The following is a 26,014-nucleotide window of genomic DNA, read 5'->3' as shown; positions in this document are numbered from 1 at the left end:
ATGCGCACTCCGGTCGAATACGAGATGCTCTACGCAAACACCCAGCTGGCATGACGGCCAACCAAGCCGACTCCACAGAACCCGAGGCACATCAGCGCGTCTGCCTCGACCGGCCGGACAACCCGATCGGACTCCGTAGAGTCGGCCCATGCTTGTCTGGATCAACGGCCCCTTCGGGGGCGGCAAGACGCAGACCGCGTACGAGATCCAGCGGAGGCTGCCGGGCAGCGTCGTCTGCGATCCCGAGCACGTCGGCTTCGGCATCCACCGGATGACGCCGCCGTCCCTGCGCGGCGACTTCCAGGATCTCCCGGCATGGCGGCAGGCCGTGTACGAGGTGCTGGACCTGGTTCTCAGCAGGCACGATGGCACCGTGATCGCGCCGATGACGGTCGTGGAGCCCGCCTACTTCCGGCAGATCGTCGGCGGGCTCCGCGAGCGCGGTCACGATGTACGGCACTTCGCGCTGCTGGCCGAGCGTGAGACCGTGCTGCGGCGGCTGCGTGAGCGCAATTTCGGCCATGTCCTGCGGTTCGTCGTGGGCAAGGACGCCCCTCTGCGGCGGGAGAGCTTCGCCGTACGGAAGCTCGACCTGTGCCTGGAGCGGTTGCGCGGCGAGGAGTTCGGCGAGCAGGTATGGACCGACCACCTGACGGTCGCCCAGGTCGCTGATCACGTCGCCGCCTCGGCGGGGCTGACGCTCTCCCCCGCCACGGACGGCCCGCTCCGGGGCCGCCTGCGGCGGACCTGGACGGGGATCAGGCACATCCGTTTCGACTGATCCCGCCTCCCGGTGCTCAGGGGTGGGCGCGAAGGGCGGCGAGGAGCCAGGCGAAGTCGTCGGCGTGGGACGGCTTGGGCTCCCGGCCGTTGATCACGGCCATCAGGTGCCGGTAGCGCTCGGCCTCGGCGAACAGGCCGGCTTCCAGGCGCTGCCTGACGGCCGCCCGGCCGGCGGCGTCCATGTCGCCGAGCAGGCGGGTGACGACCTCGGCGGCCTCGGGCGCCTCCGGGCTCACGCCGTTCTCCCGCGCCTGGCCCACCTGCCAGGCGACCTTCTTGGCGAACCACACGAAGGCTCCCGGCTCCTGACCCGCCCGCCCCCGAGTGTTGTGCTCCACCATGTCGCGCATGCGCCGCCGGAAGTCCGGGTCGCGCACGAGTCCCGCGAGCTCCACCCAGGCGTCCACCTGCTCGGGCGTGGGGTCGTCGGGCAGGCCGAACTCGGTGTGCCCCATCCGGTCTCTGAGGACCGGGTCCGCGTCCAGGCCGCCGAAGACCTCGTCCACGAAGTCCTCGATGATGCGCCGCCGTTCCTCGGCGGACAGCCGTGCCAGGTCGTTCAACAGTTTCATCTCCTCCGTGCCGGACCGCCGCCTCGCGACGGTGCTGAGCACCGCGCGCCGGAGCCGCAGGGTGCGGATCTGCGCGTCGAGTGCGTCCACGTGGACGGCGGCGACGTCCGCCAGGGTGGTCTTCCGCTCCAGCACCCGGCGTACGTCGTCGAGGCCGAGGCCGAGATCCCGCAGCGTCCTGATGAGTTCGAGCCGGGCCACGGCGCCGGCGTCGTAGAGCCGGTAGCCTCCCTCGCTCCGCTCCGCCGGCGGCAGCGCGCCGACGTCCGACCAGTACCGGATCGTCCGCACCGGCATCCCCGTGCGGCGGGAGAGCCACCCGATGGTGAACAGCCCGTCGTCGTCCATGACGCCGAGTCTGGTCTCTCCACCGGCTGGAGACTCAAGGGCCCGTTCCCACCACTGTGCGGCGGGACCGCGGCGGGCGGGTCTGCTGCGACCAGGTGGCTACGACCGGGTGGCGCTCTGCCGCCAGACGGGCTGCGACCCGCGTCCGCGCGGAACCGCCTGATCTCCCCGATACTGGAGCGTGGACTCCGGCCCGCCGCAGCGCGACATCGGCTGCTTCGCCGTCGTCGCCCGGCATCTCAGCTTCTCCCGCGCCGCCGCCGAACTGGGCGTCTCCCAGCCCGCCGTGAGCCAGGCCGTCGGCCGTCTCGAGCGCGCGCTCGGGGTCCGCCTGTTCGAGCGGACCAGCCGGGAGGTCCACCTGTCGCCGGCCGGCAAGGCGCTGCTGCCGTACGCCGAGGCGTTGCTGGAGGCGGCAGGCGCCTTCTCGGCGGAGGCGAGGCGGCTCGCCGCGCCGGAGGGCGCCGGTGTCCGCCTGGCCTATCCCCCGCCGGCGGGCGGCCTCGCGGCGCGGATCGCCCGCCGGATGGCACGCCGCGATCCCCCGGTCGAGGTGGAGTTGCGCCCGGCCGGCCGGGCCGCCGCCGTCGCGGCCCTCGCCGCCGGCGATGTGACCGCGGCCATCCTCGCCGCCCCCTTCCCCCGGGAGACGACCACCGCCGCCCGCTTCCACGTGCCCGTCGGGCACCTGGCCGTACCGGCCGGGGACCCGCTCGCCGGCCTGCCCCGCCTGCAGCCCGAACGGCTCGCGCGGCACCGCGTCCTGCTGCCGCGCGAACGCCCGCCCGGCGGGATGTGGGCACGGCTCGCCGCCCGCGTCGGGCCGCACCGGCAGCACGTCGTGGCCGACGAGATCGACGACTTCGCCGCCGCGCTCGACCTGGTCGCGGCCGGCGTCGGCCTGCTGCCCACTCCCTCCCTGGTCGTCACGTCCGTCCGCAGGGACGACGTCGCCTTCGTCCCCCTGGACGCGGGGGACCTCCGCCTGACGTACGCGCTCGCGTGGCGGGGCGAACGGCTGTCGGCCGGGTTGATGGCTCTCGTGCGGGCGGCGCAGGAGTGCCTCTGGACGAGGTAGGCCGCGGGGTTCCCGGCGGTGATGCGAGAAAGTTTCACGCCGCCTGCCATGGCGGGACCGTCCGCGTCCCGGAGAATCGGCAGGTGACCGGGGTGACGTCATGGATTTGCCGACACGGTGTCGCCATTTCCTGACGGAGGATTACTTGAACTCTTGACTATGGGTACTTCTGTGAGCATTCTTGGGGCTGCGCCGCCCTTCGCGTATTCGCCGTCGAATTAGCGGGGCGCGGCCACCGTGGCCCGCGGGCGAACCACCGAAGCCACCAGCGACGATGCTGTTCATTTCAGGCTTTGATCAGCGATTTCGGGTCTTTTGCTCGCACGCCTGCGCGGCTTCACGCCGCCGGACGTCCAATTCGCCGACAATGTGAGCCACGGAACGCAGGAAATGACGGCCGATTTACTCAGCCATGACTGCGAATAGGCGACGGCCGGAGTTTCCCGTTTCCCTTCCGCCGGTCCAGCGGTTCCCGCCAAGGGTCCAGCCTTTCCGGCGCGTTCTCATCAGCCGGCCCGGATCGCGTCCGCGCGTACGTGGCGCGGCCCGTCCGGCAGGTACGACAAGAAGGTGATCACATGAAATCGGACCAGATCAGGGAACCGGTCCTCTCGCTCTTCCGCATCGTGACGGGGTTGCTGTTCGTCTGCCACGGCGCGGCGACGATCTTCGGCGTGCTGGGCGGCAACCGCGGCACCGGCCACGCCCTGGCGTTCGGCACGTGGCCGGGCTGGTGGGCGGCGGCCATCCAGTTGGTCTTCGGGACGCTCGTCCTCCTCGGGCTGCTCACCCGGGTCAGCGCGCTGCTCTGCTCCGGCTCGATGGCGTACGCGTACTTCGTCGTCCACGCGCCGCAGGGCCTGTTCCCGATCCAGAACGGCGGCGAGGCGGCGGCCATGTTCTGCTGGTCGTTCTTCCTCGTCGCGGTCTTCGGCCCCGGCGCCTGGGCGCTGGACACGCTGATCCACCGGATGCGGCACCACGAGGTCGAGACGTACGCGCCCGCCCCGGCACAGGCGTAGCCACACCGCGCCGCCGCCCGTAGGCCGAACCTCGCGGCCAGGACCTGCCTTCGTCACCGGAGGCAGGTCGCACGCGTGCCGGGGTGAACCTGATCGGCCCCTCGTCCGACTGTCCAGGGTGATGGGAGGACGAGATGACCGACGAACTGCTGGTGGTGCGCGCCCAACTGGGCGAGCGCGCGGCGCTGGCCGAGCTGGTGGCCCGCTGGCGGGTGCCCGTGTGGACGTACGTGCGGCGCATGCTCGACGCCGAGCGGGCCGATGACGTCACCCAGGAGATCTGGCTGGCCGTGATCCGTGGCCTGCCCCGGCTGCGGGAACCCGCCCGGTTCGCGCCGTGGCTGTTCACCATCGCGCGCCGATCGGTCACCGATCGTCTGCGCGGTCAGTACGCCAGGGAACACGAGCAGGCGCACGAAGCCCCGGCGGCCGATGACCTGACCGTCGACGATCCCGTGGACGCCGCGGTGGACCGCGCCGAGCTGGTGAGTCTCCTGTCGGGCCTGCCCATGCCCGAGCGGGAGATCCTCGTCCTGTTCTACCTGCAGGACCTCTCGGTGGAGGACTGCGCGCAGATCTGCGAGATCCCCGCCGGGACGGTCAAGTCCCGGCTCAACCGCGCACGTCGCCTGTTGCGCGCGCATCTGGAGGAGAAGGGATACCGGCCATGACCGAGGAACCGCGGCTGTCGGCGCGGGAGATGATCGAGCGGCTCGAACCGGCGCTGTCCCGCGCCAGGCGCGTCCGGGCGGTGACGTCGCTGCTGTCCGGGCTGTCCGGCACGGCGTTCCTGACCGCCCTGTGGGGAGGCGAGCCCGGCCCGCTGCCCGGCCGCACGCAGGTGATGTTCGCCCTTCTCACCGTGGTCTGCCTGGCCTGGGCGGGCTACGGCGGATGGCTGCTCATGTGGCGGGTGCCGCTGTTCGCCACCGATCGGGTGGTCGCCGCGTGGATCGCCCTGGCCGCCTCACTCGCCACCACCGCCGCCCTGGCCGCGCTGGCAGTCCAGCGCGGCACCGGCCTCGGCCCGGTGCTGGCGGTCGGAGGGCTGTTCGTGCCGGCCGCACTGGTGCTGGCCGTGCTCGCCCATGCCCGCAGGAGGGCGCTGCTGCGCCGGGCACGCGAGCTGGACGGGCGCGCTCCGCGCGGGCCGGCGACCTGAAAGTTTCAGCTCCGCGACGTGCCCTGGGCCGTCCTGACCTGGCCCTACCGCTCCGTGACCGGAGCGTGCTTGGATCGCGCCACCTCGCGTACGCACGATCCGGGCGGGAGCCCTCCCGAGATCGTCCCGCCCGTTTCCGGGGCGGCCCCGCACCTGCGGGGCCGGCCCGTCGTCCTTTCCGAGGGGCACGTGATGCGACTACCGCGACGGCTGCTGAGCGCGAGCACGGCGACCGCACTGGCCGGCGCCCTGCTGGCCGTCACCTCGACTTCCGCACCCGTCTCGGCCGCCTCCTTCGCCTATGGCGAGGCGCTGCAGAAGTCGTTCCTGTTCTACGAGGCGCAGGAGTCGGGGCGCCTCCCGTCCACCAACCGGGTGACGTGGCGGGCCGACTCGACCGTCAACGACGGGAAGTCCGCCGGGGTGGACCTGTCCGGCGGCTTCTACGACGCCGGCGACCACGTGAAGTTCGGCTTCCCGATGGCGGCCATGACCACCACGCTCGCCTGGGGCGGCGCGGACTACCGGGCGTCCTACGAGCGCTCGGGCCAGCTGCCGTACCTGCTGAACACGCTCCGGCAGGCGGGCGACTACTTCATCCACGCCCATCCCGAGCCGAACGTCCTGTACGTCCAGGTCGGCGACGGCGGTGAGGACCACTCCTACTGGGGCGCGCCGGAGACCGTCGAGGCCAAGGGCCACAAGCGGCCGGTCTACAAGATCACCGCGTCCTGCCCGGGCACCGACGTCGCCGCCGAGACCGCCGCCGCGATGGCCGCCTCGTCGGTCGTCTTCCGGCCGACCGACCCGGCGTACGCCGACACGCTGCTCACCCACGCCAAGCAGCTGTTCACGTTCGCCGACACGACCAAGGGGACCAACGGCCGCGACACGGCGTACGTGAACTGCGTCAGCGCAGCGCAGGGGTTCTACAACTCCACGGGCGAGGGCGGCCAGGTCGAGGGCGCCACGAAGATGTACTGGGACGAGCTGGCCTGGGCCTCCGTCTGGCTCTACCGGGCCACCGGCACCGCGAGCTACCTCGACCGGGCGCGCGAGTTCTACCCGAAGATGGGCAGCCAGGAGGACCCGGGCAGCAACGGGCAGCAGGTGCCGGTCTTCAACTTCGGCTTCGGCTGGAACGACAAGCAGTACGCCGTCTACGAGCAGATGGCCGAGCTGACCGGCGAGCAGAAGTACAAGGACGACGTCCAGCGCTACCTCGACTACTGGACCGTCGGCTACAAGGGCAAGAAGGGCACGATCACGCCCGGCGGCCTAGCCTACATCTTCTACTGGGCCTCGCTGCGCATGGCCGCCAACACGGCCTTCGTCGCGTTGAAGTACGCCGACTTCCTCGGCTCGGGCGACCCGCTCTACGCGCGCTACCACGACTTCGGCAAGCGGCAGATCGACTACGCGCTCGGCGACAACCCCCGGCACTCCAGCTACATGATCGGCTTCGGGACCAACCCGCCGCGCAACCCCCACCACCGCGGCGCGCACGGCTCCTGGACCAACGCCGGTCCCGACGGCGAGCCCACCGTCAGCAGGCACGTCCTGTACGGCGCGCTGGTCGGCGGCCCGGACGGCGCCGACGCCTACACCGACAGCCGGGGCGACTACGTCAAGAACGAGGTCGCGCTCGACTTCAACTCCGGCATCACCAGCTCGCTCGCCGTCCTCTACGGCAAGTACGGCGGCTCGCCCCTGGCCACGCTGCCGCGCGAGACGCCCGACGGCCCGGAGTTCTATCTGGAGCCGACGATCACCCACACGACGCGGGAGACCGCGGCCAAGACCTTCGTCATCAACAAGTCGGCCTGGCCGGCGACCGTGCTGGACAAGGCGAAGTTCCGCTACTACTTCACCCTGGACGGCTCGACCACGGCGAGCCAGGTCACCGTGAGCACGTCCTACACCCAGTGCAAGCAGCCCACCGGGCCGCACCTGCTGGAGGGGCGCACCTACTACGCCGAGGTCGACTGCACCGGGACGCTCATCTTCCCGGGCGGCCAGTCGGAGTATCGCCGCGAGGTGCAGCTCCGCATCGGCGTGGCCGACGGCGCCACCTGGGACCCGTCCAACGACTGGTCGGCCAAGGGCGCGGACCACATGACGCTGTACGGCAACGACGGCCGCCTCATCTGGGGCACGCCGCCCGGTGCCGAGCCCTCGCCCAGCCCCAGCGCCTCCCCGTCCCCGTCCCCGTCCCCGTCGCCGTCCGCGTCGCCCTCGCCTTCACCGTCCCCCAGCCCGTCGCCTTCACCGTCCCCCAGCCCGTCGGTTTCGCCTTCGCCTTCGCCGAGCCCGTCGCCGTCTCCATCGCCGTCTCCGTCTCCGTCCGCGGGTGGCGGGTGCAAGGTGACCTATGGCACGAGCGACTGGGGCGGCGGGTTCACCGCGACCGTCACGATCGCCAACACCGGCGCCACGGCGGTCAACGGCTGGACGCTGGCGTTCGCCTTCCCCGGCACCCAGAAGATCAACCCACCCGGCTGGTCGGCCACCTGGACCCAGACCGGAGCGAACGTCACCGCCGCCAACCTCGACTGGAACAAGACCATCACCCCCGGGCAGTCCGTCCAGATCGGCTTCAACGGCACCTACACCGGCGCCAACCCCAAACCCACCGCCTTCACCCTCAACGGCACCACCTGCTCCTGAGACGAGGCCATCCATGAGACTCCTGTCCCTGGGCGGGGTGGCCGCCGTACTGGCCGCCCTGCTCGTCCCGGGCCCGGCACCCGCTCAAGCGGCGAGCTCGTACGACTACACGGAGGCCCTGCAGAAGTCGATCTACTTCTACGAGGCGCAGCAGTCGGGCAGGAAGCCCGCCTGGAGCCGGGTGGAGTGGCGCGGCGACCGCACGCTGAACGACGGGAAGGCCGCCGGAGTGGACCTGTCCGGCGGCTGGTACGACGCGGGTGACCACGTCAAGTTCGGCTTCCCGATGGCGTTCACCACCACCATGCTGGCCTGGGGACTGGTCGAGAACCGCTCCGGCTACGGGACCCAGCTCACGCCCATGCTGAACAACCTCAAATGGGCCACCGACTACCTGGTCGCCGCCCATCCGGAGCCGGAGACGTTGTACGTCCAGGTGGGCGACGGCAGCGTGGACCACGCGTACTGGGGTCCGCCCGAGGTGATCGACATCAAGGGCATGTCGCGGCCGGTCTACAAGATCACCCCGACCTGCAAGGGCACCGACGTCGTCGCCGAGACGGCGGCGGCCATGGCGGCCTCCTCGATGGCCTTCCGGCCGACCGACCCGGCGTACGCCGACACGCTGCTGACCCACGCCAGGCAGCTGTTCACCTTCGCCGACACGACCAAGGGCACGAACGGCCAGGACACGGCGTACACGAGCTGCGTGCCGGGCATCTCCGGCTACTACAACTCGACGTGGGAGGGCGGCTCCGACCACCCCGGCGCGACCAAGATGTACTGGGACGAGCTGGCCTGGGCGGCCGTATGGCTCTACCGGGCCACCGGCACCGGGAGCTACCTGGACAAGGCCCGCGAGTTCTATCCGAAGATGGGCAGCGAGCCCGACGTGGGCCAGGGCGCGGGCGGAACCACCGTCCCCGCCTACAGCTTCGGCCTCGGCTGGAACGACAAGGAGTACGGCGTCTACGCGCTGATGGCCACGCTGACGGGCGAGCAGCGGTACAAGGACGACGTCCAGCGCTACCTCGACTACTGGACCGCCGGATACAAGGGCAAGAAGGGACCGGTCACCCCGGGCGGCCTGGCGTACATCTTCAACTGGGCGTCGCTGCGCATGGCCCTGAACACCGCCTGGGTGGCCCTCGTCTACGCCGACCACCTCGGGCCCGGCGACCCGCTCTACGCGCGCTACCACGACTTCGCCAAGCGGCAGGTCGACTACGCCCTCGGGGACAATCCCCGCCACTCCAGCTACATGGTCGGCTTCGGGACCAACCCGCCGACGCACGTCCACCACCGCGCGGCCAGCGGCCAGTACCTCGGCTACATGAGCGACACCACAGGACCGAACCTGCACGTCCTGTACGGCGCGCTCGCCGGCGGCCCGGACCAGACCGACGCCTACACCGACAGCCGTACGGACTATGTCCGCAACGAGGTCGCGATCGACTACAACTCCGGCATCACCAACGTGCTCGCGCGGTTCGCCAAGGAGTACGGCGGGACGCCGGTGGCGGGCTTCCCCGCGCCGGAGGAGAAGTACGAGGAGATCTACGCCGAGACCGGCAACGTCTACAGCGGTGTGGACGGCACCTCGCTGACCGTCACCATCACCAACACGTCGAACTGGCCGCCGCGCGTCCTCCAGTCGGGCAAGGCGCGCTACTACTTCACGCTCGACGGCTCCACCTCGATCTCCCAGGTGAAGGTGACCGGCGGCGACAGCAACGGCTGCGCGGTGAGCGGGCCGACGCTCGACCGGGACCGCACCTACTACGCCGAGGTCGACTGCACGGGCAAGCCCATCTATCCCGGCGACGCCCAGCTCTACCGGCGCGGCACGCAGTTGCGGATCTCGGTGCCGAACGGCGCGACCTGGGACCCGGCCAACGACTGGTCGGCGTCGGCGGCGTCGCACGTGCCGGTGTACGACGGGAACACGCTGGTCTGGGGCACGCCGCCCAGCGGCACCCCCAGCCCGTCCCCCTCCCCCTCGCCGTCCCCCTCCCCCTCGCCGTCCCCCTCCCCCTCCCCCTCGCCGTCCCCGTCGCCTTCGCCGTCACCGTCGCCTTCGGCGGACACCACGCCGCCGAGCGCGCCCACCGGGCTGCGGGTCTGCGGGGCGGACTTCGTCAACGCGGTCCCGATGTGCTGGACGGCCTCGACCGACGACACCGGGGTCACCGGCTACGACGTGTACATGAAGCAGGGCACCGGTTTCGGCAAGATCGGGTCGTCCACGTCCACCGTGTACGTCGCGGACAAGCTGGTGGCCGGGACCAGCTACACGTTCTACGTCGTGGCCAGGGACGCGGCCGGCAACACCAGCCAGCCCTCGGCGACGCTCACCGCGACCGCGCAGAGTGGACTGCCCAGCCCGTCTCCGTCCCCCTCGCCGTCGCCGAGCCCGTCCCCATCGCCGTCGCCATCGCCGTCGCCGTCTCCGTCTCCGTCCGCGGGTGGCGGATGCACGGTGACCTACGCGGTCAACGACTGGGGCGGCGGGTTCACCGCGACCGTCACGATCGCCAACACCGGCGCCACGGCGGTCAACGGCTGGACGCTGGCGTTCACCTTCCCCGGCACCCAGAAGATCAACCCACCCGGCTGGTCGGCCACCTGGACCCAGACCGGAACCACCGTCACCGCCACCAACCTCGACTGGAACAAGACCATCACCCCCAGCCAGTCGACGCAGATCGGCTTCCAGGGCACCTACACCGGCGCCAACCCCAAACCCACCGCCTTCACCCTCAACGGCACCACCTGCTCCTGACCGGACCCAGCGGCCCGGCCGTCCCCTCGTGGACGCGCCGGGCCGCGACCGGCGCCGCCCCCATCACCGCACCATGATCACGCAGCGCAGATCTGTCATACCGAACTTCTACCAAGTAGAATTCTTGTATGACTGCCGACATGACCAGCATCAAAGTTCCCAAGGCGCTCCGCGACGAGCTCAACGAGCTGGCCGACCAGGGAGGACGCGGGACGACGTTGGCGGACGTGCTGACCCAGCTCCTCGAAGAGCACAAGACGACCCGGCTTCGTCAGCGGCTGGCCTTCGAAGAGCTCCTGGCCCGGGCGAAGGCGGACCCTGACGCCGTCGCCAAGGCCGAACGCATCGCACAAGGGGCGATCGAGCACCTGCGGCGGCCCCAGGCTTCATGAGCGCCGGATACGTCCTCGACGACGTCACGATAAGTGAACTCGGCAGAGATGATCTGGTCGTGGCGAACCTCATCGCGGCCTTGGACGAGCACGCCGTCCGCATGAGCGTGCCCGCCCTCGCGCTCGCCGCAGCCCAGCACACCCTGAGCGAAGTCCAGACCGAGGCCGTCCACGGGATGATCCACCGGCTGGGGCACGTGCGGCTGGAGCCGGTCGCCTCCACCGAGGACGTGCTCCGTCTGTCGGCGGTCTCGGTGTATCTGACGGAGCAGCAGGATATGGCGGCGGCGCACACGGTCGCTGTGGCCCGGTATCTCGGCTTCCCGGTCCTCGCCGCCGACCTCAAGCGTTGGGAGCCGGTGCGCACGCACCTGCCGTGGCCGCTCGATGTCTACGAGATCAGCGATTCGGGCTGACTTCCGGGATCAGCCTGTGGGCGCCTGGGATGATACGGGGATGACCGACGCGTTACCCGGCCTGGAGCCGGCTGAATCCGCACCCGCAGGCCCGCCCTCACGGGTGGCGGGGTACGAGATCGAGGACGAGTTGCGTGCCGCGGGGGCGGTCCATGTGGCGGGCGTGGACGAGGTCGGTCGCGGGGCCTGGGCCGGACCGGTGGTGGTCTGCGCCGCCGTCACCGCCTTCGGCCCGCCGCCCGAGCTGCCCGGGCGCGGGAACCGCACGATCCGGCTGACCGACTCCAAGCTGCTCGGCCCGGCCCAGCGGGAGTCGTTCGCCGAGGTCCTGCCGGGCTGGCTCACCTGTCACGCGTACGGCTCGTCGAGTCCTGAGGAGATCGACGAGGCCGGCATGACCGAAGCGCTGCGCCGGGCCGCGTGCCGGGCGCTGGAGGCCCTGCCGCTGCGGCCCGACGTGGTGCTCCTCGACGGCGCGCACGACTTCCTCGGACGGCCGTGGCGGGTGCGGTGCGAGGTCAAGGCCGACCAGCGCTCGGTGTCGGTGGCGGCCGCGTCGGTGCTGGCCAAGGTGCACCGCGACCGCCTGATGGCGGAGATCGGCGAGGAGCATCCGGCGTACGGCTTCGCCGCCAACGCGGGCTACCCCTCCCCCGTCCACCAGCAGGCGCTGGCGGAGCTGGGGCCGACCCCGCACCACCGGCTGTCGTGGTCCTACCTCGACGACCTCCCCCAGTGGCGGCACCTGCGCAAGCATCGCGACCCCCTCGCGGGCTCCGGTCAGATGACCCTCCTCTGACGCACCGGCGGCGGACGGGCCGGTCACGGGGCCTGCCGGCGCCCCGCCGGGCGTCCGCGTACCGGGGCCCGGCGGGGCGCTCAGGTGATGAAGGCGATGGCGATTAGTCGGCCTGACGCGGGAAGGCGCAGGTCACCGCGACAGTGGTCCGCGTGCGGTGCTCGACTGTGCCCTTCTCCGTCGTCGCCTTGTCGTGCGCCACCCTCTCGGCGGTGCCGCTCTCGCCCGTCACCTTCCCGGGGAGCGCCTTCTCGGGGACCGCCTTCTCGGGAACCGCCTTCTCGGGAACCGCCTTCTCTGGGGTCACCCTCTCGGTCGTGCCACTCTCGGTCGTGCCGCTCTCGGTCGTGCCCTTCTCCGGGGCACCGGGTGCGCTCTCGGTCGTGCCCTTCTCGGCGGTGCCGGGTGTTCCCAGGTCCGCACCGGGCTTGGCGGGGATGGCCGGGACGGCGCGCACCCGGTCGCCGCGCTTCAGCTCCCGCATTCCTGCGCCGTCGTCGACCAGGAGCTTGCCGTCCTTCTCCACCACCTTCACCGTGTGCGGGCACGAGGAGGTCGCAGGGACCGCGGTCCTGTTTCCGGCCGCCTCGCCGCCGGGCGCCTCACCGGCGTTCGCGGCGGCGGTGACCGTGGCCGCGAGGGCCGCCCCCAGCCCGATCGCCACCAGCCCCGCGCGCATGCGCTTACCGATCATCACTGTGTCTCCTTCTCCTCCGGCCCCGTGCGGGGGCCGTACGGAGACGACGGTGCCGCCGGGCACCTGAAGCCGAGCTGAAGCCGCCTGAAGGATCTTTAGCTTGGTTTCAGGTGCCGCCTGGGATGGTGTGGGGCATGCGTGTGCTGCTGGTGGAGGACGAGCGGCGGCTCGCCGCGCTGGTGAAGAGCGGCCTGGCGGACGAGGGGTTCGCCGTGGACATCGCCTGCGACGGGACCGAGGGCCTGTGGATGGCCACCGAGAACTCCTACGACGCGATCGTGCTCGACGTCATGCTGCCGCGGCTGAACGGGTATGCGGTGTGCCGCCGCCTCCGCGAGGCCGGCGACTGGACGCCGATCATGATGCTGACCGCCAAGGACGGGGAGTACGACGAGGCCGAGGCCCTGGACACCGGGGCCGACGACTTCCTGTCCAAGCCCTTCTCCTACGTGGTCCTGCTGGCCCGGCTCCGCGCCCTCGTCCGGCGGGGCGGCCGGGAGCGCCCGGTCTCGCTGACCGTCGGCGACCTCACGATCGACCCCGCCGGGATGCGCTGCCGCCGGACGGGAGTGGAAATCTCCCTCACCCCGAAGGAGTTCGCCGTGCTGCACGCCCTCGCGCGGCGGGCGGGTGAGGTGGTGTCCAAGGCCGAGTTGCTCGCGCAGGCGTGGGACTTCGCCTACGACGGCGATCCCAGCATCGTGGAGGTCTACATCAGCGCGCTGCGCCGCAAGATCGACGCGCCCTTCGGCCGCTCGTCGCTGGTCACCGTGCGCGGGGCCGGCTACCGGCTCGACGGGCACCGGTGATGGCGCGCCTGCGGCCGCCCGCGCGCTGGTCGGTGCGGCTGCGCGCGACCGTCGCCGCCACCGTTGTGGTCGCCGTCGCCCTGGGTGGCGCGGCGGCCGTGCTGACGGCGGTCCTGCGGGCGAGCCTGGAGCAGAGCACGGCCGAGCAGGCCCACCGGCGGGCCACGCAGGTGGCCGCCGTCCTGGCCGTGCACACGGCACCGGACACCGGCCCGTATGGGAGCCCGGGCACGCGCATGAAAGCGGGCACGCAGGAGAAGGCGCCCCCGAAGGGCGGCCCGAGCGGCGCGGCCACCGCCGGGACCGGGGAAAAGGGGCTCTCCGTGGCCGGGGAGAAGGCGCTCTCCGCCGCCGGGGAGAAGGGGACCTCCGTGAGCGGGGTGCCCGACCCGGACGTGCGGGTCGGGGCCCCGGCCGAGACGGCGAGCGCCGACTGGGCGGGTGACGGCTACCTGACGGCGCGCACCACGGTCGAGACCGGCGAGGGCCCGCTGACCGTCGTCGCGCGGACCTCCCTGGCACCGGCCGAGGAGGCGCTCGCGACGCTGGGGAGGCTGCTGGTCTTCGGCATCCCGGCCCTGCTGCTGGTGGTGGCCGCGATGACCTGGTTCTCCGTGGGCCGGGCCCTGGTGCCGGTGTCCGCGATCCGGGCCGAGCTGGCCGACATCACGGCCCGCGACCTGCACCGCCGGGTGCCCGTGCCGGGCAGCGGCGACGAGATCGCGGCCCTCGCCCGCACGGTCAACGCCACGCTCGACCGGCTGGAGAACGCGGTGCGGCAGCACAAGCGGTTCGTCGCCGACGCGGCCCACGAGTTGCGCAGCCCGATCGCGACCGTGCGTACGCGGCTGGAGCTGGCCTCCGGGCACGAGCCGGCCCGCGAGGCGCTGGCGGACGTCGGACGGCTGCAGGCGCTCGCCGCCGACCTGCTCCTGCTGGCCGCGCTCGACGCCGGGGAGCCGCCGCGGGCCGACGAGGTGGACCTCGGCCAGGTGGCGGCGGAGGAGGCGCTGCGCCCGCGCCCGGAGACGGGCGTGAAGGTGCGGGTGACGGCCGATCCCGACGTGGTGGTGCACGGCTCCCGCCACCACCTCGCCCGCCTGGTCACCAACCTCGTCGACAACGCCGTACGGCACGCGTCGTCGGCCGTCGAGGTGCGGGTCCTGGCGGAGAAGGCGGGCGCGCTGCTGGAGGTGCGCGACGACGGGCCGGGCGTCCCTCCGGAGGACCGGGAGGCCGTCTTCGACCGGTTCACCCGGCTTGACGACGCGCGGACGAGGGACGGCGGCGGCTCGGGCCTGGGCCTGGCCATCGTCAGGGAGATCGCCGCCCGGCACCGCGGCACCGTCGTGATCGGCGACTCCCCCGGCGGCGGCGCGTGTTTCGCCGTACGGCTCCCGGTCTGAGGCGTGTGCCTTTCGATGTCCGCCCCGTCGCCTGACTGAGGAGAGACGCCCTGTTACCTCACCTCTGTGGTCGGTACAGCTGGCGGCGGGGGCGACGTTCTCGGTGGCGGCGATCGTCCGGCGCGGCAGATCGCAGACATCCGGCCGTGCCCCTGGTGATCAGCCTGGCTCGGGGGCCTCCATTGGACGGACGCGGTCACGCTGGTCCGGGACACGCCCAGCATGTTCCTGGAACTGTCCACGGCCAGCGTGATTTTCGCCGTCCGGCCGGCTGTCACGGAGATCCCCGACCGTACGCTCTTCGGCTCGGATGCCCCATACGGCGACCCCGCCCTCGCCCGCGCGACCGTGGAGCGGGTCACCGCCCCGGGGCAACTGCGTGACCGGGTGCTGGGAGGAACGGCCGCCCGGCTCCTCGGTCTCACCTGACGCCTGCCGCCGAGGCTTCAGCGCGGCGGGGCGGTGGAGCGGCGGGCGATCAGCTCTATGGGGCCGTCGAGCACCTCGGCCACGCTGTCGTCCGGCTTGAGGCTGCCGAGCAGTTCGACGCCCCTGCGGCCGAGCTCGGCCAGGGGCATGCGGACCGTGGTGAGCGGGGGCGCGAGGTAGCTCGCCAGGTCGAGGTCGTGCACCGCCACCATCGACACGTCCCGGGGGATGTCCAGCCCCGCCTCCCGTACGGACTCCATCGCGCCGATCGCGGAGGCGACGTTGGCGACGAAGACGGCGGTCGGCGGCTCTGGGGCGGCGAGCAGTGCGGCCATCGCCGCGGCCCCGCCCGCCGGGGTGTAGTCGGCCGCGACGATCGGGCCGTCGGGCAGGCCCGCGTCGCGCATGGCCGCGCGCCACCCCGCCGACCTGCGCAGCGCGGTGTCGGCTCCCTCGGGACCGGCCAGGTGGGCGATCCTGCGGTGCCCGAGCCCCACGAGGTGCTCGACCGCGAGCCGGGCGGCCCGCTCGTCGTCCAGGATGACGTAGCGCTTCACCGCCGGGCTCCGGCGGTTGAGCATGATCCACGGCACGGCCATCCGGTCGAGCTGGGCGATCAGCTCCGACTCCCCCTCGGCCCCGGCCAGCAGCAGGCCGTCGATGCGGCCCTGGCCGAGCAGGTCCATGTAGCCGCCGAGCCCCGCCCCGGTGGAGCTGCCCGTCACCAGCACGCAGCCGAGACCGGCCGCCGCCGCCTCCGCGCCCTTGATGATCTCCGCGTACACGGGGTTGGCGAAGTCGGGCAGGAACAGGCCGAACATGTGCGCGCGGGCCGTGCGCAGGCTGCGGGCCGCGGCGTTGGGGCGGTAGCCGAGCTGCGCCACCGCGGCCAGCACCCGCTCGCGCGTCTCCGGCCGGATGCTGAGCGCGGGGTCGTTGTTGACGACCCGCGAGACCACGGCGCGGTCGACCTTCGCCAGCGCGGCGACGTCGGCGAGCGTCACCCGGGCGCGCTTCACAACGCCCCCGGCCGCCGGCTCTCGCCGGTCTCCATGGACTGGTACAGCGCCTCCATGAGACGGAGTGTGCCCAGATTGTCGGCCGCCGCCGTCTCCGGCTCGCCGCCCTCGGCGATCGCCGCCAGCAGCGACCCCATCGGCCCCGCGACCGCGTCCGGCAGCCACCGGGTGGTCACCGGGTAGGGCAGCCAGCCGTCGGTGGGCAGCACGCGGCTGCTGACCTCCAGCGTGTCCGGGCGGCCGTGCGGGTAGTCGTACAGCAGCCCGAGCGTGCCCCTGATCGCGCCCTCGGTGCCGTCGACGCGGAACGCCGCCTCGTAGTCGCCGGTGCGGTTCTCGTGGTGGGCGTGGACCAGCGCGCGCACGTCGCCCGGGTAGACCAGCACGCTCATCGTGCGGGTCTCGCCCTTGGCGACCTGCCCCGCCGTACGGCTGCCGGTGCAGAACACGGTCTCGGGGTCGCCGAGGATCGAGCGGATGGCGTCCAGGTAGTGGATGGAGTGGTAGACGATCTCCAGCCGGTCGGTGGAGACCAGCCAGTCCCAGGCGCTCCAGTCGGTGAAGATGTTCACGGTGAACGTCATGGCCGTCGGTTCGCCGATCCAGCCCTCCCTCACCATGGCGCGGGCCGCGGCGATGCCCTCGTCGAAGCGCAGCTGCTGGTTGACCGCCACCTTCAGCCCGCGCTCGGCGGCCAGGGCGACGATCTCCCGCCCCGTCGCGAGGTCGGGCGCGAACGGCTTCTGGCACAGCAGGTGCTTGCCGGCCGCCAGCGCGGCCCTCGCGATGCCGGGCTGCGCGTCCGGCGCCACCGCGATGTCCACCACGGCCACCCGCTCGTCGGCGAGCAGTTCCTCCAGCGAGCCGTACACGCGGGGCACGCCGTGCCGCCCGGCGACCTCGCGGGCACGGCCGGCGTTCAGGTCGAAGATCCCGGCGACCTCCAGCCCGGCATTCCGGTACGCCGGCAGGTGGGCCACGTCGACGATCGCCCCGGCGCCCACGACCGCGATCGGCAGCCGGTGCGCCTCGGGGATCGCCAGGTCGACGGCGGCCGCGATCGGCGCGAAGACGTCCAGCACGTCACACCTCGATTCGGTAGAAGCGGGCGGCCGTGCCACCGAGCACGGCCGCGCGGTCGGCCTCGGACAGGCCGGCGAGCAGCACGTTCGTCTCGCGCCACACCGTGGCGTAGTCGCCGGCGAGGATCGAGACGGGCCAGTCGCCGCCGAACATCAGCCGCTCGGGGCCGAACAGCTCCATCGCGTGGTCCACGTACGGCCGCAGGTCGCCCGCCGTCCAGCTCTCCGGGTCGGCGGCGGTGTTGAGGCCCGACACCTTGGCGTACACCTGGGGACACTCGGCGGCGCGGGCGAGCAGGCCCGCCCACGGCTCCCAGCCCTTGTCCTTGATGGGCGGCTTGGCCAGGTGGTCGATCACCATCCGCAGCCCGGGGATCCGCTCGGCCAGCACCGGCACGTGCTCCAGGTGGCGGGGCAGCACGGCGACCACGTCGAACGGCAGGCCCGCCTCGGCGAGCACCCCCAGGCCCTCGATCACCGCGTCGCGGAGCAGCCAGTCGGGGTCGGGGTCGTCGTGGATGAGGTGGCGCACGCCGGCGAACTTCGGGTGCCTCCGGTAGCGCTCCAGCGCCTGCGCCGCCTCGTCCGGCCGCTCCAGGGGCACCCAGCCGACCACGGCCGCCACGAAGTCGTACGCGTCGGCCTGCGCGAGCATCGCGTCGGTGTCGGCGTAGGAGTCCATCGCCTGGACGAGCACCGTGTGATCGACCCCGGCCTCGGCGAGCTGCGGGATCAGCTCCTCCGGCTCGAAGGTGCGGAAGATCGGCCCGGCCTCGGGCGTCAGCCAGGGGTAGGAACCGGTCTCCAGGTTCCAGAAATGCTGATGCGCATCGATGACGGGCATCCGCCCCTCCTCAAGATCAATCGGTTGAGCCTGCACAAGCTAGACGCGGGTCAGCGACCTGTCAACGGAGCTTTACGGACGGCGGCTGCACCAGCTCCAGAGTGATGTCGTCGGGGTCGAGGAAGTAGCAGGCGTAGCCGCCCGCGTTGATCCCCGCCGTGATGGCGTTGGGCGGCGAGACGAACCGCACCCCGGCCGCCGACAGCCGCGCGTGCTCGGCGAGCGCGTCCTCGACCGTGAGCGCGAGGTGCGCCGCGCCGGGCAGGTGCCGGGCCGGGTCGCGCGCCTCGCCACGCGGCCGTACGTACTCCACCAGCTCCAGGTCGTGGGTGGACACGCCCCGGGGCTGGCCGGGAACGGCGAGCTGGGCGATGCGCAGCACCGCGTCGGGGTAGCCCACGAGCCTGCGGGTGTAGTCGTTGTCCTGGTCCTGCCGGTGCACGAGGGTGAACCCGAGCAGGTCCCGGTAGAAGGCGACGGACCTGTCGAGGTCGGCGACCGTGAACGAGAAGTGCCACACGCCTCTCATCGCAGCGACTCCTGTCTCGCCGGCTCCACGCCGGACTCCTCTGGCGGTTGCGGTGCGGCTCCCGAGTCGCGCACCTTGCGGACCTGCCGCTGGCGGCCGGCGATCGTGTAGATGGCCGCGGCGACGATGACGACCGTGCCGACGATCACGCCCTGGTAGTTGGCGCCCAGGTTGAGCACGTTGAAGCCGTTGTCGAGCGTGAACAGGATCAGCGCGCCGACCACGGACTTGAGCACGCTGCCGAACCCGCCGAACAGCGAGGTGCCGCCGAGGATGGCCGCGGCGAGCACGGTCAGCTCCGTGCCCTGCAGGCCCGTGGGGTTGATGGCCAGCAGCTTCGCGGCGAACAGCACGCCGACGAAGCCCGAGCCGAGCCCGTTCAGGACGAACGCGCCGATCCGGTAGCGGTTGACGTTGATGCCGGACAGCCGGGCCGCCTCCGCGTTGCTGCCCACGGCGTACAGCCGGCGGCCGATCACCGTGTAGCGCAGCACGGCCCAGGTGACGCCGGCGATGACGATCAGGTAGTAGGTGGGCTTGCTGAGCCGCAGCTCGAAGCCGAGCACGGGGTCGAGCACGGCCACGACCAGCCCGGCCGCCGCGATCACCGCGCCCTTGAGCGGACCGCCTCCGGAGCGTCGGGCGAGCAGCGCCACCACGACGCCGACGACGAGCGCAGCCACCCCGAGGATCGCCAGGATGTGCGGCACGGTCCAGTAGCCCGACTGCAGCGCGATCAGCGCCCGCTGCGCCTCCGGGTCCTTCGCGGTGATCGTGCGGCCGTCGGTGAGGATCAGCACCAGGCCGCGTACGGCCGTCATCGTGCCCAGCGTCACGATGAACGCGTTGATGCCGACCAGTTGCACGATCAGGCCGTTCACCGCGCCGCAGACGAGCCCGGCGGCCAGCGCGACGGCCATCGCCAGCGGCAGCCCGAGCGAGCCGACCAGGCTGAGCGCCATCGCCGCGCCGAAGGCGGACACCGACGCGATGGACAGGTCGAAGTTGCCGCTGATCAGCACCACGGTGGTGAACACCGCGAGGATCGCGACCAGCGACGACTGGTCCAGGATGTTGATGACGTTGGTCGGCGACAGGTAGCTCGGCCGCCCCATCTGGCTCGACAGCAGCGTCAGCACGGCCACGATCAGCACGAGGGCGTAGACGACGCCCGCGTTCCCGGGGCGCAGCGCGGCGGCGAGGCGGGCGCCGGACGTCTTCCCGCGCGCCGTGCCTCCCCCGGTGCCTCCGACGGTGCCTCCGACGGTGCCTCCCCCGGTGCCTCCCCCGACGCCTCCGCCGGCGCCTCCCGCGCTCTCAGGCGGCATCGTGCGCACCTCCGAATCCGTTGGCCAGCATCAGCAACTCCTCCTCGGATGTCTCGTGGGCCGGTCGCTCCGCGACGATCCGGCCCTCGCGGACGACGAGCACGCGCGTCGCCACCGCGAGGATCTCCTCGAACTCGCTGCTCACCACGAGCACGGCGCCGCCCTCGGCGGCGAACCTGCGGACCAGGTCGAGGATGTCGGCCTTCGCCCCGACGTCGACTCCGGCCGTGGGCTCGTCGAGCATGAACACCCGGGCCCCGCCGTACAGCCACTTGCCGAACACGACCTTCTGCGCGTTGCCGCCGGACAGCTCGGTGACCAGCGCGTCGGGGCCGGGGCAGACGATGCCGAGGTCGCGGATGGCCCGCTCGGCGCGCTCGCCCTCGGCCGCCTCGCGGGGCAGCGCCCGCGCCGCCGACAGCGACGCGAGGTCGGGCAGGGAGATGTTCTTCCAAATCGGGAACGCGCCCACGAACCCCTGCGCGTTGCGGTCCTCGGGCACCAGGGCCATCCCGGCCGCAACCGCCGCACGGGGGCCGCGCCGCACGGGACGGCCGTCCACCAGCACCTCGCCGCGGGCGCGGGAGTCCGCGCCGTACACCGCGTGCAGGATCTCCGACCGGCCGGAGCCGAGCAGGCCCGCGATGCCGACCACCTCACCGCGGCGCACCTCGAACGACACGTCGCGCACCCCGGCCGGCGAGCTGAGGTTCCGTACGGCGAGGGCCACCGGGGCGTCGGCGGCGACGGGGGCCGGGGCGCGCCGCTCGGCCGCGAGCAGGTCACGCCCGACGATGGCCTGGACCAGCCGGTCCTCGTCGTAGGCGGCGGTCGGGCCCTCCTCCACCACCGTGCCGTCCCGCAGCACGGTCACCCGGTCGGTGAGCGACAACACCTCGTCGAGGAAGTGCGACACGTAGAGGAAGGCGGTGCCCTGCGCCGAGAGCCTGCGCACCACGTCGAACACCACCCGGCGCTCACCCTCGGCGAGCGAGGCGGTGGGCTCGTCCATGACGACGAGGTTCGCGCCGGTGGCGAGCGCCTGCAGGATGGCGACCATCTGCCGCTCGCCGATGGCCAGGCCGGCCACCTCGGCGTCCGGGTCGATCTCGTAGTTCACCCGCTCGAGGAGCCGGTCGAACTCGCGGCGGCGGGCGCGCGGCAGCCGCCACGGCCCGGGGGCGCCGAGGAAGACGTTCTCCAGCACGGTCAGCGTGGGCGCGAGCGGGACGTGCTGCATGATCGTGGCGACGCCGGCCTTCCTGGCCGCGCCGGGGTCGCGCCAGACGACCTCCTCGCCCTTCCAGCGGACGGTGCCCGCCGTCGGCGCGTGCGCCCCGGCGATGACCTTGATCATCGTGGACTTGCCCGCGCCGTTGGCCCCGACCAGGCCGTGCACGCTGCCGGGGAGGACCGTGAGCCGCGCCCCCCGGAGGGCGACGGTGCCGTTGGGGAACGACTTGCCGACGCCCTCGAGGGACAGCAGCGGGGTGTCTACCATTGCGGCGTGCAGTCGGCGACGTTGTCCTTCGTGATGGCCGGGGTGTCGTACGTCACGAAGGCGGCGTCCTGCTTCTGCTCGCCGGTCAGGTGCTTGTACAGCGTGTCGAGGGCGAGCTTGCCGAGGTCCTCGGGCTTGAAGCAGACGGTGCCGGCGATGTCGCCGGAGGTGACGGCGTCGACGCCGAGCTTGCTGCCGCCGATGCCCACGATCTTCGCGGTGGAGTTGGCCGACTTCACGGCCTTGGCGCAGCCGACCGCCATGTCGTCGGACTCGGCGTAGAAGAGCTTGACGTCGGGGTTGGAGGCGAGCATGTTCTGGCAGGCCGACTGGGCCTTGTCCTGCACCCAGTCGCCGGGCTGGCGGGCCACGACCTCGAACTTCGCGCCCTTGGCCTCGGCGGCCTTCGGGAAGTCCTGGTAGCGCAGGACGACCTCGGCGAAGCCCGCCGCGCCCTCGACCACGGCCATCTTGCCGCCCTCGGGGAGGATCTGCGCGGCGATCTCGCCGGCCTTGCCCCCGGCGGCGGGCTCGTCCTGCGTGACGAGCGCGACCAGGCCGGGGTAGACGTCCTTGAGCGGGCGGGTCTTGGGATCGCCGACCTGGGACGCGACGGCCACGGTCGGGATGTTCGACGCCTTGAGCTTGTCGGCGAGGCCCTGGGCGACGCCGGAGTCCACGGGCAGCAGCAGCACGCCGTCCGGCTGCTGCGCGATGAGGTCCTGCACGTCGTTGCTCTGCTTGTCGGCCTTGCCCTGGGCGTCCAGCTCGACGATCTTCACGCCGAGCTTGGCGGCCTCGTCCTTGATTCCCTTGCCGATGGCGGAGGGGAACGGGAAGCTCAGGCCGAGGTTGGAGACGCCGATCGTGTATTCCTTCTTCTCCGAGGAGGCCTGGGTGGCGCCGTCGCCGCCGGAGCCGCCGCAGGCCGTCGCACCGACCGCCAGGGCGGCCACGACGAAGAGTGCCTTCTTCATTGTTTCTCCTGCTCAGGGGAGGTCAATCGTTTGCTCAAATCGGGTGATGACATTTCATGACGTGCTCGCTCAAGGGCTCTCAGCCCTTCAGGAGCGCTCGCACCTCCCCCGCGATGCGATCGGCGTCCGGCAGCAGCGCCTGCGCCAGGATCGGCGCGGCCGGCATCCGGACATCGGGCGCCCCCACCCGGATGGGCGGCGCCAGCAGCGGGACGCCCGCCCCGGCGACCCGCGCCACGACCTCGGCCCCGAACCCGCCGGTCACGTTGGCCTCGTGGACCACCGCGAGCCTGCCCGTACGGCCCGCGCTCGCGAGCACGGCCTCGGTGTCGAACGGGTTGAGCCAGGGCGTCTCCAGCACCTCCGCCTCGATGCCGTCGGCGGCCAGCGCCTCGGCCGCGTCGAGCACCCGCGCGGTCATCGCGCCCCAGGTGACCACCGTGACGTCGGTGCCGTGACGGCGCACCCGCGCCCCGCCCATCGGCTGGACCGGGCCGCCGACGGTCACCTCCTCCTTCGCGCCGAAGTAGAGGGTCCTGTTCTCGATGACGAGGACCGGGTCGTCGCAGTGCACCGCGGTCACGAGCAGGTCGTAGGCGTCCTGCGGCGTGGACGGCATGCACACCCGCAGCCCGGGGACGTGCAGGAACAGCGCCTCCAGGCACTGCGAGTGCTGGGCGCACGCGCCGGGGGCGTTGCCCTGCTGGGTGCGGATCGTCATCGGCGCCGTCAACCGGCCGCCGGAGACGTAGCGGACGTTGGCCGCCTGGTTCACGATCTGGTCCAGCGCCACCAGCGAGAAGTCGGCCCACATGATCTCGACGATCGGGCGGCGGCCCATCATGGCCGCGCCCACCGCGCTGCCCAGGATGGCCGACTCGCTGATCGGGGTGTCGAAGGCCCGGTCGCCGAACTGCCTGCGCAGCCCGCGGGTGACGCCGAACACGCCGCCGGGGAGGCCGACGTCCTCGCCGTACACGAGGGTCTCGGGCAGCTCCGCCATGAGGCGGTGCAGCGCGGCGTTGACGGCCTCACCGTAGTTGAGCTTGCGGGTCTCAGGCATAGAGGTGCTCCCTCGCGGTCGCGGGGTCGGCGAACGGCGCGGCCAGCGCCGCCGCGGCGGCGGTCTCCATCTCGGCTCTCGCGCGGGCCTCGACCGCGTCGATCTCGGCGGCCGGCACCCCGTCGGCGAGCAGGCCCGCGCGCAGCCGGGCGATCGGCTCCCGAGCCCTGATCCGGTCCATCTCCCCCGGCCTGCGGTAGTTCTCCGCGTCGCCGATGTAGTGGCCGACGATGCGCTCGGTCATGCACTCCAGCAGCGTGGGGCCGCCGTTCTCCTTGGCGACCTCCAGCGCGTCGCGCACGTGGAAGCGGACGGCCTCCACGTCGTTGCCGTCGATGCGGTGGCCCGGCATGCCGTACGCCGCCGCGCGGTCGGCCAGCCTGCTCGTGCGGACCATGTCGGCGATCGGGGTCAGCTCGGAGTAGCGGTTGTTCTCGCAGACGAAGACCACGGGCAGGGAGAAGGCGGCGGCGAAGTTCATCGCCTCGTGCACCGCGCCCTGGTTCATCGCGCCGTCGCCGAACACGGTGACCGCGGCCCGGTTGGAGCCGTCGTAGCGGCCGGCGAGCGCCGCGCCGCAGGCGATCGGGGCGCCCGCGCCGACGATCGAGTTCTCCCCGTGGAAGCCGTACTCGGCGGCGGTGAAGTAGGCCGATCCTCCCCTGCCGCCGTTGACGCCGGTCTCCCGGCCGAGCAGCTCGGCGAACATCCGCTCGGCGGGCACGCCTCTGGCGAGGGCCCAGCCGTGTCCGCGGTAGGTCGCGAACAGCGCGTCCTCGGGCTCCAGCACGTCGCAGGCGCCGACCGGGATCGCCTCCTGCCCGATGCACAGGTGGACCGACCCGACGATCGGACCCGCGAGGCGCAGCTCCCGCACCTTTTCCTCGAAGGCGCGCACGCGCCACATCGCCAGCAGGTCCGCAAGCCGTCGCTCGCTCATTCGCCGGACTCCTCGTTGTCGTGGTCCATGGTTGCCTCGCCGCGCCATCCCGCGAGCGCGGCCACGCAGACCGCCTCGGCGTCGCCGACGTACGACTCGGGGGGCAGCGGCAGCGCGCCGAGCGTGGCCAGGTCGTCGGGACCGGCCACCTCGCGCAGCGTGTCGGCCAGCGTGCCGCGCCGGGCCCGCGCCTCGTGCGCCGCCTGGTAGACGAGGTCGTGCGCCCGCTCCCGGCCGAGCGCCGGGGCGAGGCGCATCATGTACGCCTCCGCCATGATGAGCCCGCCCTCCGCGTCGAGGTTGGCCCGCATGGCGTCGGGGAAGACGCGCAGGCCCTCGGCCACCTCGGCGGCCGTGGCGAGCGCGCCGGCGGCCAGCTCGGCCAGCAGCGGGACGGCGTACCACTCGATCTGCCACTCGCCCGCGGCCCGCTCGTGGCCGGCCTCCATCGCCCGGAACAGGGCCGAGCTGAGCGCACCGGCCGTGGCCGACATGCCGATGACGGCCTCGCAGCCGATCGGGTTGGCCTTCTGCGGCATCGTCGACGAGGCCCCGCGGTGGTGCCCGCCGGCCTCGCGCACCTCACCGACCTCGGTGCGGGACAGGTCCACCACCTCGCGCGCGAACCGGGCGGCGGTGGCCGCGACGCTCGCGCAGGTGACGCCGAACTCGGCGATGCCGTCACGGGCCACGTGCCAGGGCACGTCGGCGGCCGCGAGGCCGAGCCGTACGGCCATGCCCTTCCTGACCTGGGCCGCCTGCTCGCCCATGGCGGCGGAGGTGCCTCCGGCGCCGAAGAGCGAGACGACGCGGACCCGGCGCCCGGCCGCCCTGACCCGCTCCCGCTGGCGGGTGAGCTCCGCCAGCAGCACCGCGAGCTTCGCCCCGAACGTCGTGGGCACTGCCTGCTGGGCGTGGGTGCGGGCGGCGATCACGGTGGCCGCGTGCTCCTCGACCAGCCGGGCGAGGGCGTCGCCGAACGCGCCGAGCAGCGCGGCGAGCCGGTCCAGGGCCTCGCCCATCTGCAGTGCCACGCCGCTGTCCATGATGTCCTGGGTGGTCGCGCCGTAGTGGACGCGGCCGTTCGGCCCCTCGGGCAGCGCAGCGGCGATCATGCGGACCAGCGGCAGGATCGGGTAGCCGACGTTCACCGCCTCCCGCCACAGGCGCTCGACGTCGACGTTGTCCAGCACACAGGCGCCGGTGATGGCCTCGGCGTCGGCGGCGCCGATCACGCCCGCGTCGGCCTGCGCCTGCGCCAGCGCGGCCTCGACCCGCAGCCAGGCGAGCACGGTCCGCTCGGCCGAGAAGATCTCCGCCATCCCGGCGTCGCCGAACAGCTCAGGCAGGAGCTTGAAGGTCTGCATCG

24 protein-coding genes and 1 pseudogene are annotated in these 26,014 nt (G+C 72.4%); 13 read left to right on the top strand and 12 right to left on the bottom strand.

Translation table 11 applies throughout. The features are described from left to right. Positions 1-148 precede the first annotated feature (148 nt). A complete protein-coding gene (locus ABZ857_RS36595) occupies positions 149-781 on the top strand; it encodes an AAA family ATPase (RefSeq protein WP_357052884.1) in 633 nt (210 codons plus the stop codon). A 16-nt stretch (positions 782-797) separates the two neighbouring features. Here the strand turns inward: ABZ857_RS36595 and ABZ857_RS36590 are convergent, their stop codons facing one another. Beyond that, a complete protein-coding gene (locus tag ABZ857_RS36590) occupies positions 798-1,703 on the bottom strand; it encodes a MerR family transcriptional regulator (RefSeq protein WP_357052881.1) in 906 nt (301 codons plus the stop codon). A 181-nt stretch (positions 1,704-1,884) separates the two neighbouring features. Here ABZ857_RS36590 and ABZ857_RS36585 point away from each other — a divergent pair, with 181 nt between their 5' ends. From ABZ857_RS36585 to ABZ857_RS36545, 9 genes are all read left to right on the top strand, one after another. Further along, positions 1,885-2,781, top strand: a complete 897-nt coding sequence (locus ABZ857_RS36585; protein WP_357052878.1) for a LysR family transcriptional regulator — start codon at positions 1,885-1,887, stop codon at positions 2,779-2,781. Positions 2,782-3,359: 578 nt separating this feature from the next. Then, positions 3,360-3,803 carry a DoxX family protein gene (locus tag ABZ857_RS36580; protein WP_357052876.1) on the top strand — a complete coding sequence of 148 codons (444 nt, stop codon included), beginning with the start codon at positions 3,360-3,362 and terminating at the stop codon, positions 3,801-3,803. 134 nt (positions 3,804-3,937) lie between these two features. Then, complete coding sequence (locus tag ABZ857_RS36575) at positions 3,938-4,474, top strand: sigma-70 family RNA polymerase sigma factor (RefSeq protein WP_357052874.1); 537 nt, start codon at positions 3,938-3,940, stop codon at positions 4,472-4,474. Further along, entirely contained in the window at positions 4,471-4,965 is a 495-nt protein-coding gene (locus ABZ857_RS36570) for a hypothetical protein (protein ID WP_357052871.1), read from the top strand. The genes ABZ857_RS36575 and ABZ857_RS36570 overlap by 4 nt, the downstream gene beginning before the upstream one ends. A gap of 192 nt (positions 4,966-5,157) precedes the next feature. Further along, positions 5,158-7,632: a glycoside hydrolase family 9 protein gene (locus tag ABZ857_RS36565; RefSeq protein ID WP_357052869.1), complete on the top strand. Its 2,475-nt coding sequence runs from the start codon at positions 5,158-5,160 to the stop codon at positions 7,630-7,632. Between the two features lie 13 nt (positions 7,633-7,645). Beyond that, a complete protein-coding gene (locus tag ABZ857_RS36560) occupies positions 7,646-10,414 on the top strand; it encodes a glycoside hydrolase family 9 protein (protein WP_357052866.1) in 2,769 nt (922 codons plus the stop codon). A 128-nt stretch (positions 10,415-10,542) separates the two neighbouring features. After that, complete coding sequence (locus ABZ857_RS36555) at positions 10,543-10,806, top strand: hypothetical protein (RefSeq protein WP_357052863.1); 264 nt, start codon at positions 10,543-10,545, stop codon at positions 10,804-10,806. Next, positions 10,803-11,222, top strand: coding sequence for a hypothetical protein (locus tag ABZ857_RS36550; protein WP_357052860.1), 420 nt, complete (start codon positions 10,803-10,805; stop codon positions 11,220-11,222). Before ABZ857_RS36555 ends, ABZ857_RS36550 begins: the two co-directional genes overlap by 4 nt. Positions 11,223-11,262: 40 nt before the next feature. Beyond that, positions 11,263-12,021, top strand: coding sequence for a ribonuclease HII (locus ABZ857_RS36545; protein WP_357052858.1), 759 nt, complete (start codon positions 11,263-11,265; stop codon positions 12,019-12,021). A gap of 103 nt (positions 12,022-12,124) precedes the next feature. Here ABZ857_RS36545 and ABZ857_RS36540 read toward each other — a convergent pair whose 3' ends face one another. Then, a complete protein-coding gene (locus ABZ857_RS36540; protein ID WP_357052855.1) occupies positions 12,125-12,715 on the bottom strand; it encodes a hypothetical protein in 591 nt (196 codons plus the stop codon). A 137-nt stretch (positions 12,716-12,852) separates the two neighbouring features. Here ABZ857_RS36540 and ABZ857_RS36535 point away from each other — a divergent pair, with 137 nt between their 5' ends. The 3 genes and pseudogenes from ABZ857_RS36535 to ABZ857_RS36525 form a co-directional block, all read left to right on the top strand. Continuing rightward, the gene (locus ABZ857_RS36535; protein WP_357052853.1) at positions 12,853-13,527 is read left to right on the top strand and encodes a response regulator transcription factor; all 675 of its coding nucleotides are present in this window, start codon (positions 12,853-12,855) and stop codon (positions 13,525-13,527) included. Continuing rightward, entirely contained in the window at positions 13,527-14,933 is a 1,407-nt protein-coding gene (locus ABZ857_RS36530; RefSeq protein ID WP_357052849.1) for a HAMP domain-containing sensor histidine kinase, read from the top strand. Before ABZ857_RS36535 ends, ABZ857_RS36530 begins: the two co-directional genes overlap by 1 nt. A gap of 195 nt (positions 14,934-15,128) precedes the next feature. Then, a pseudogene (locus tag ABZ857_RS36525) lies at positions 15,129-15,362 on the top strand (amidohydrolase family protein); the annotation flags it as partial. 17 nt (positions 15,363-15,379) lie between these two features. On the opposite strand, the gene ABZ857_RS36520 reads toward ABZ857_RS36525, so the two are convergent. From ABZ857_RS36520 to ABZ857_RS36475, 10 genes are all read right to left on the bottom strand, one after another. After that, complete coding sequence (locus tag ABZ857_RS36520; RefSeq protein WP_357052846.1) at positions 15,380-16,381, bottom strand: LacI family DNA-binding transcriptional regulator; 1,002 nt, start codon at positions 16,379-16,381, stop codon at positions 15,380-15,382. Further along, entirely contained in the window at positions 16,378-17,463 is a 1,086-nt protein-coding gene (locus tag ABZ857_RS36515) for a Gfo/Idh/MocA family oxidoreductase (RefSeq protein WP_357052843.1), read from the bottom strand. The genes ABZ857_RS36520 and ABZ857_RS36515 overlap by 4 nt, the downstream gene beginning before the upstream one ends. Position 17,464: 1 nt before the next feature. Then, the gene (locus tag ABZ857_RS36510; protein WP_357052840.1) at positions 17,465-18,307 is read right to left on the bottom strand and encodes an amidohydrolase family protein; all 843 of its coding nucleotides are present in this window, start codon (positions 18,305-18,307) and stop codon (positions 17,465-17,467) included. 61 nt (positions 18,308-18,368) lie between these two features. Next, on the bottom strand, positions 18,369-18,836 hold the full coding sequence (locus tag ABZ857_RS36505; protein WP_357052837.1) for a VOC family protein: 468 nt from the start codon (positions 18,834-18,836) through the stop codon (positions 18,369-18,371). Continuing rightward, entirely contained in the window at positions 18,833-20,164 is a 1,332-nt protein-coding gene (locus tag ABZ857_RS36500; RefSeq protein WP_357052834.1) for an ABC transporter permease, read from the bottom strand. The genes ABZ857_RS36505 and ABZ857_RS36500 overlap by 4 nt, the downstream gene beginning before the upstream one ends. After that, on the bottom strand, positions 20,154-21,665 hold the full coding sequence (locus ABZ857_RS36495; protein WP_357052831.1) for a sugar ABC transporter ATP-binding protein: 1,512 nt from the start codon (positions 21,663-21,665) through the stop codon (positions 20,154-20,156). The genes ABZ857_RS36500 and ABZ857_RS36495 overlap by 11 nt, the downstream gene beginning before the upstream one ends. Continuing rightward, complete coding sequence (locus ABZ857_RS36490; RefSeq protein ID WP_357052828.1) at positions 21,659-22,642, bottom strand: sugar ABC transporter substrate-binding protein; 984 nt, start codon at positions 22,640-22,642, stop codon at positions 21,659-21,661. Before ABZ857_RS36490 ends, ABZ857_RS36495 begins: the two co-directional genes overlap by 7 nt. Positions 22,643-22,721: 79 nt before the next feature. Beyond that, positions 22,722-23,705, bottom strand: a complete 984-nt coding sequence (locus tag ABZ857_RS36485; protein ID WP_357052825.1) for a transketolase C-terminal domain-containing protein — start codon at positions 23,703-23,705, stop codon at positions 22,722-22,724. Next, positions 23,698-24,645, bottom strand: coding sequence for a thiamine pyrophosphate-dependent dehydrogenase E1 component subunit alpha (locus ABZ857_RS36480; protein WP_357052822.1), 948 nt, complete (start codon positions 24,643-24,645; stop codon positions 23,698-23,700). The genes ABZ857_RS36485 and ABZ857_RS36480 overlap by 8 nt, the downstream gene beginning before the upstream one ends. Further along, positions 24,642-26,012, bottom strand: a complete 1,371-nt coding sequence (locus ABZ857_RS36475; protein ID WP_357052819.1) for an adenylosuccinate lyase family protein — start codon at positions 26,010-26,012, stop codon at positions 24,642-24,644. Before ABZ857_RS36475 ends, ABZ857_RS36480 begins: the two co-directional genes overlap by 4 nt. Positions 26,013-26,014: the final 2 nt, after the last annotated feature.

The organism is Microbispora sp. NPDC046933, from assembly GCF_040644635.1.
Taxonomy (GTDB): Bacteria; Actinomycetota; Actinomycetes; order Streptosporangiales; family Streptosporangiaceae; genus Microbispora.
This window is presented reverse-complemented; position numbering and strand designations above follow the sequence as displayed.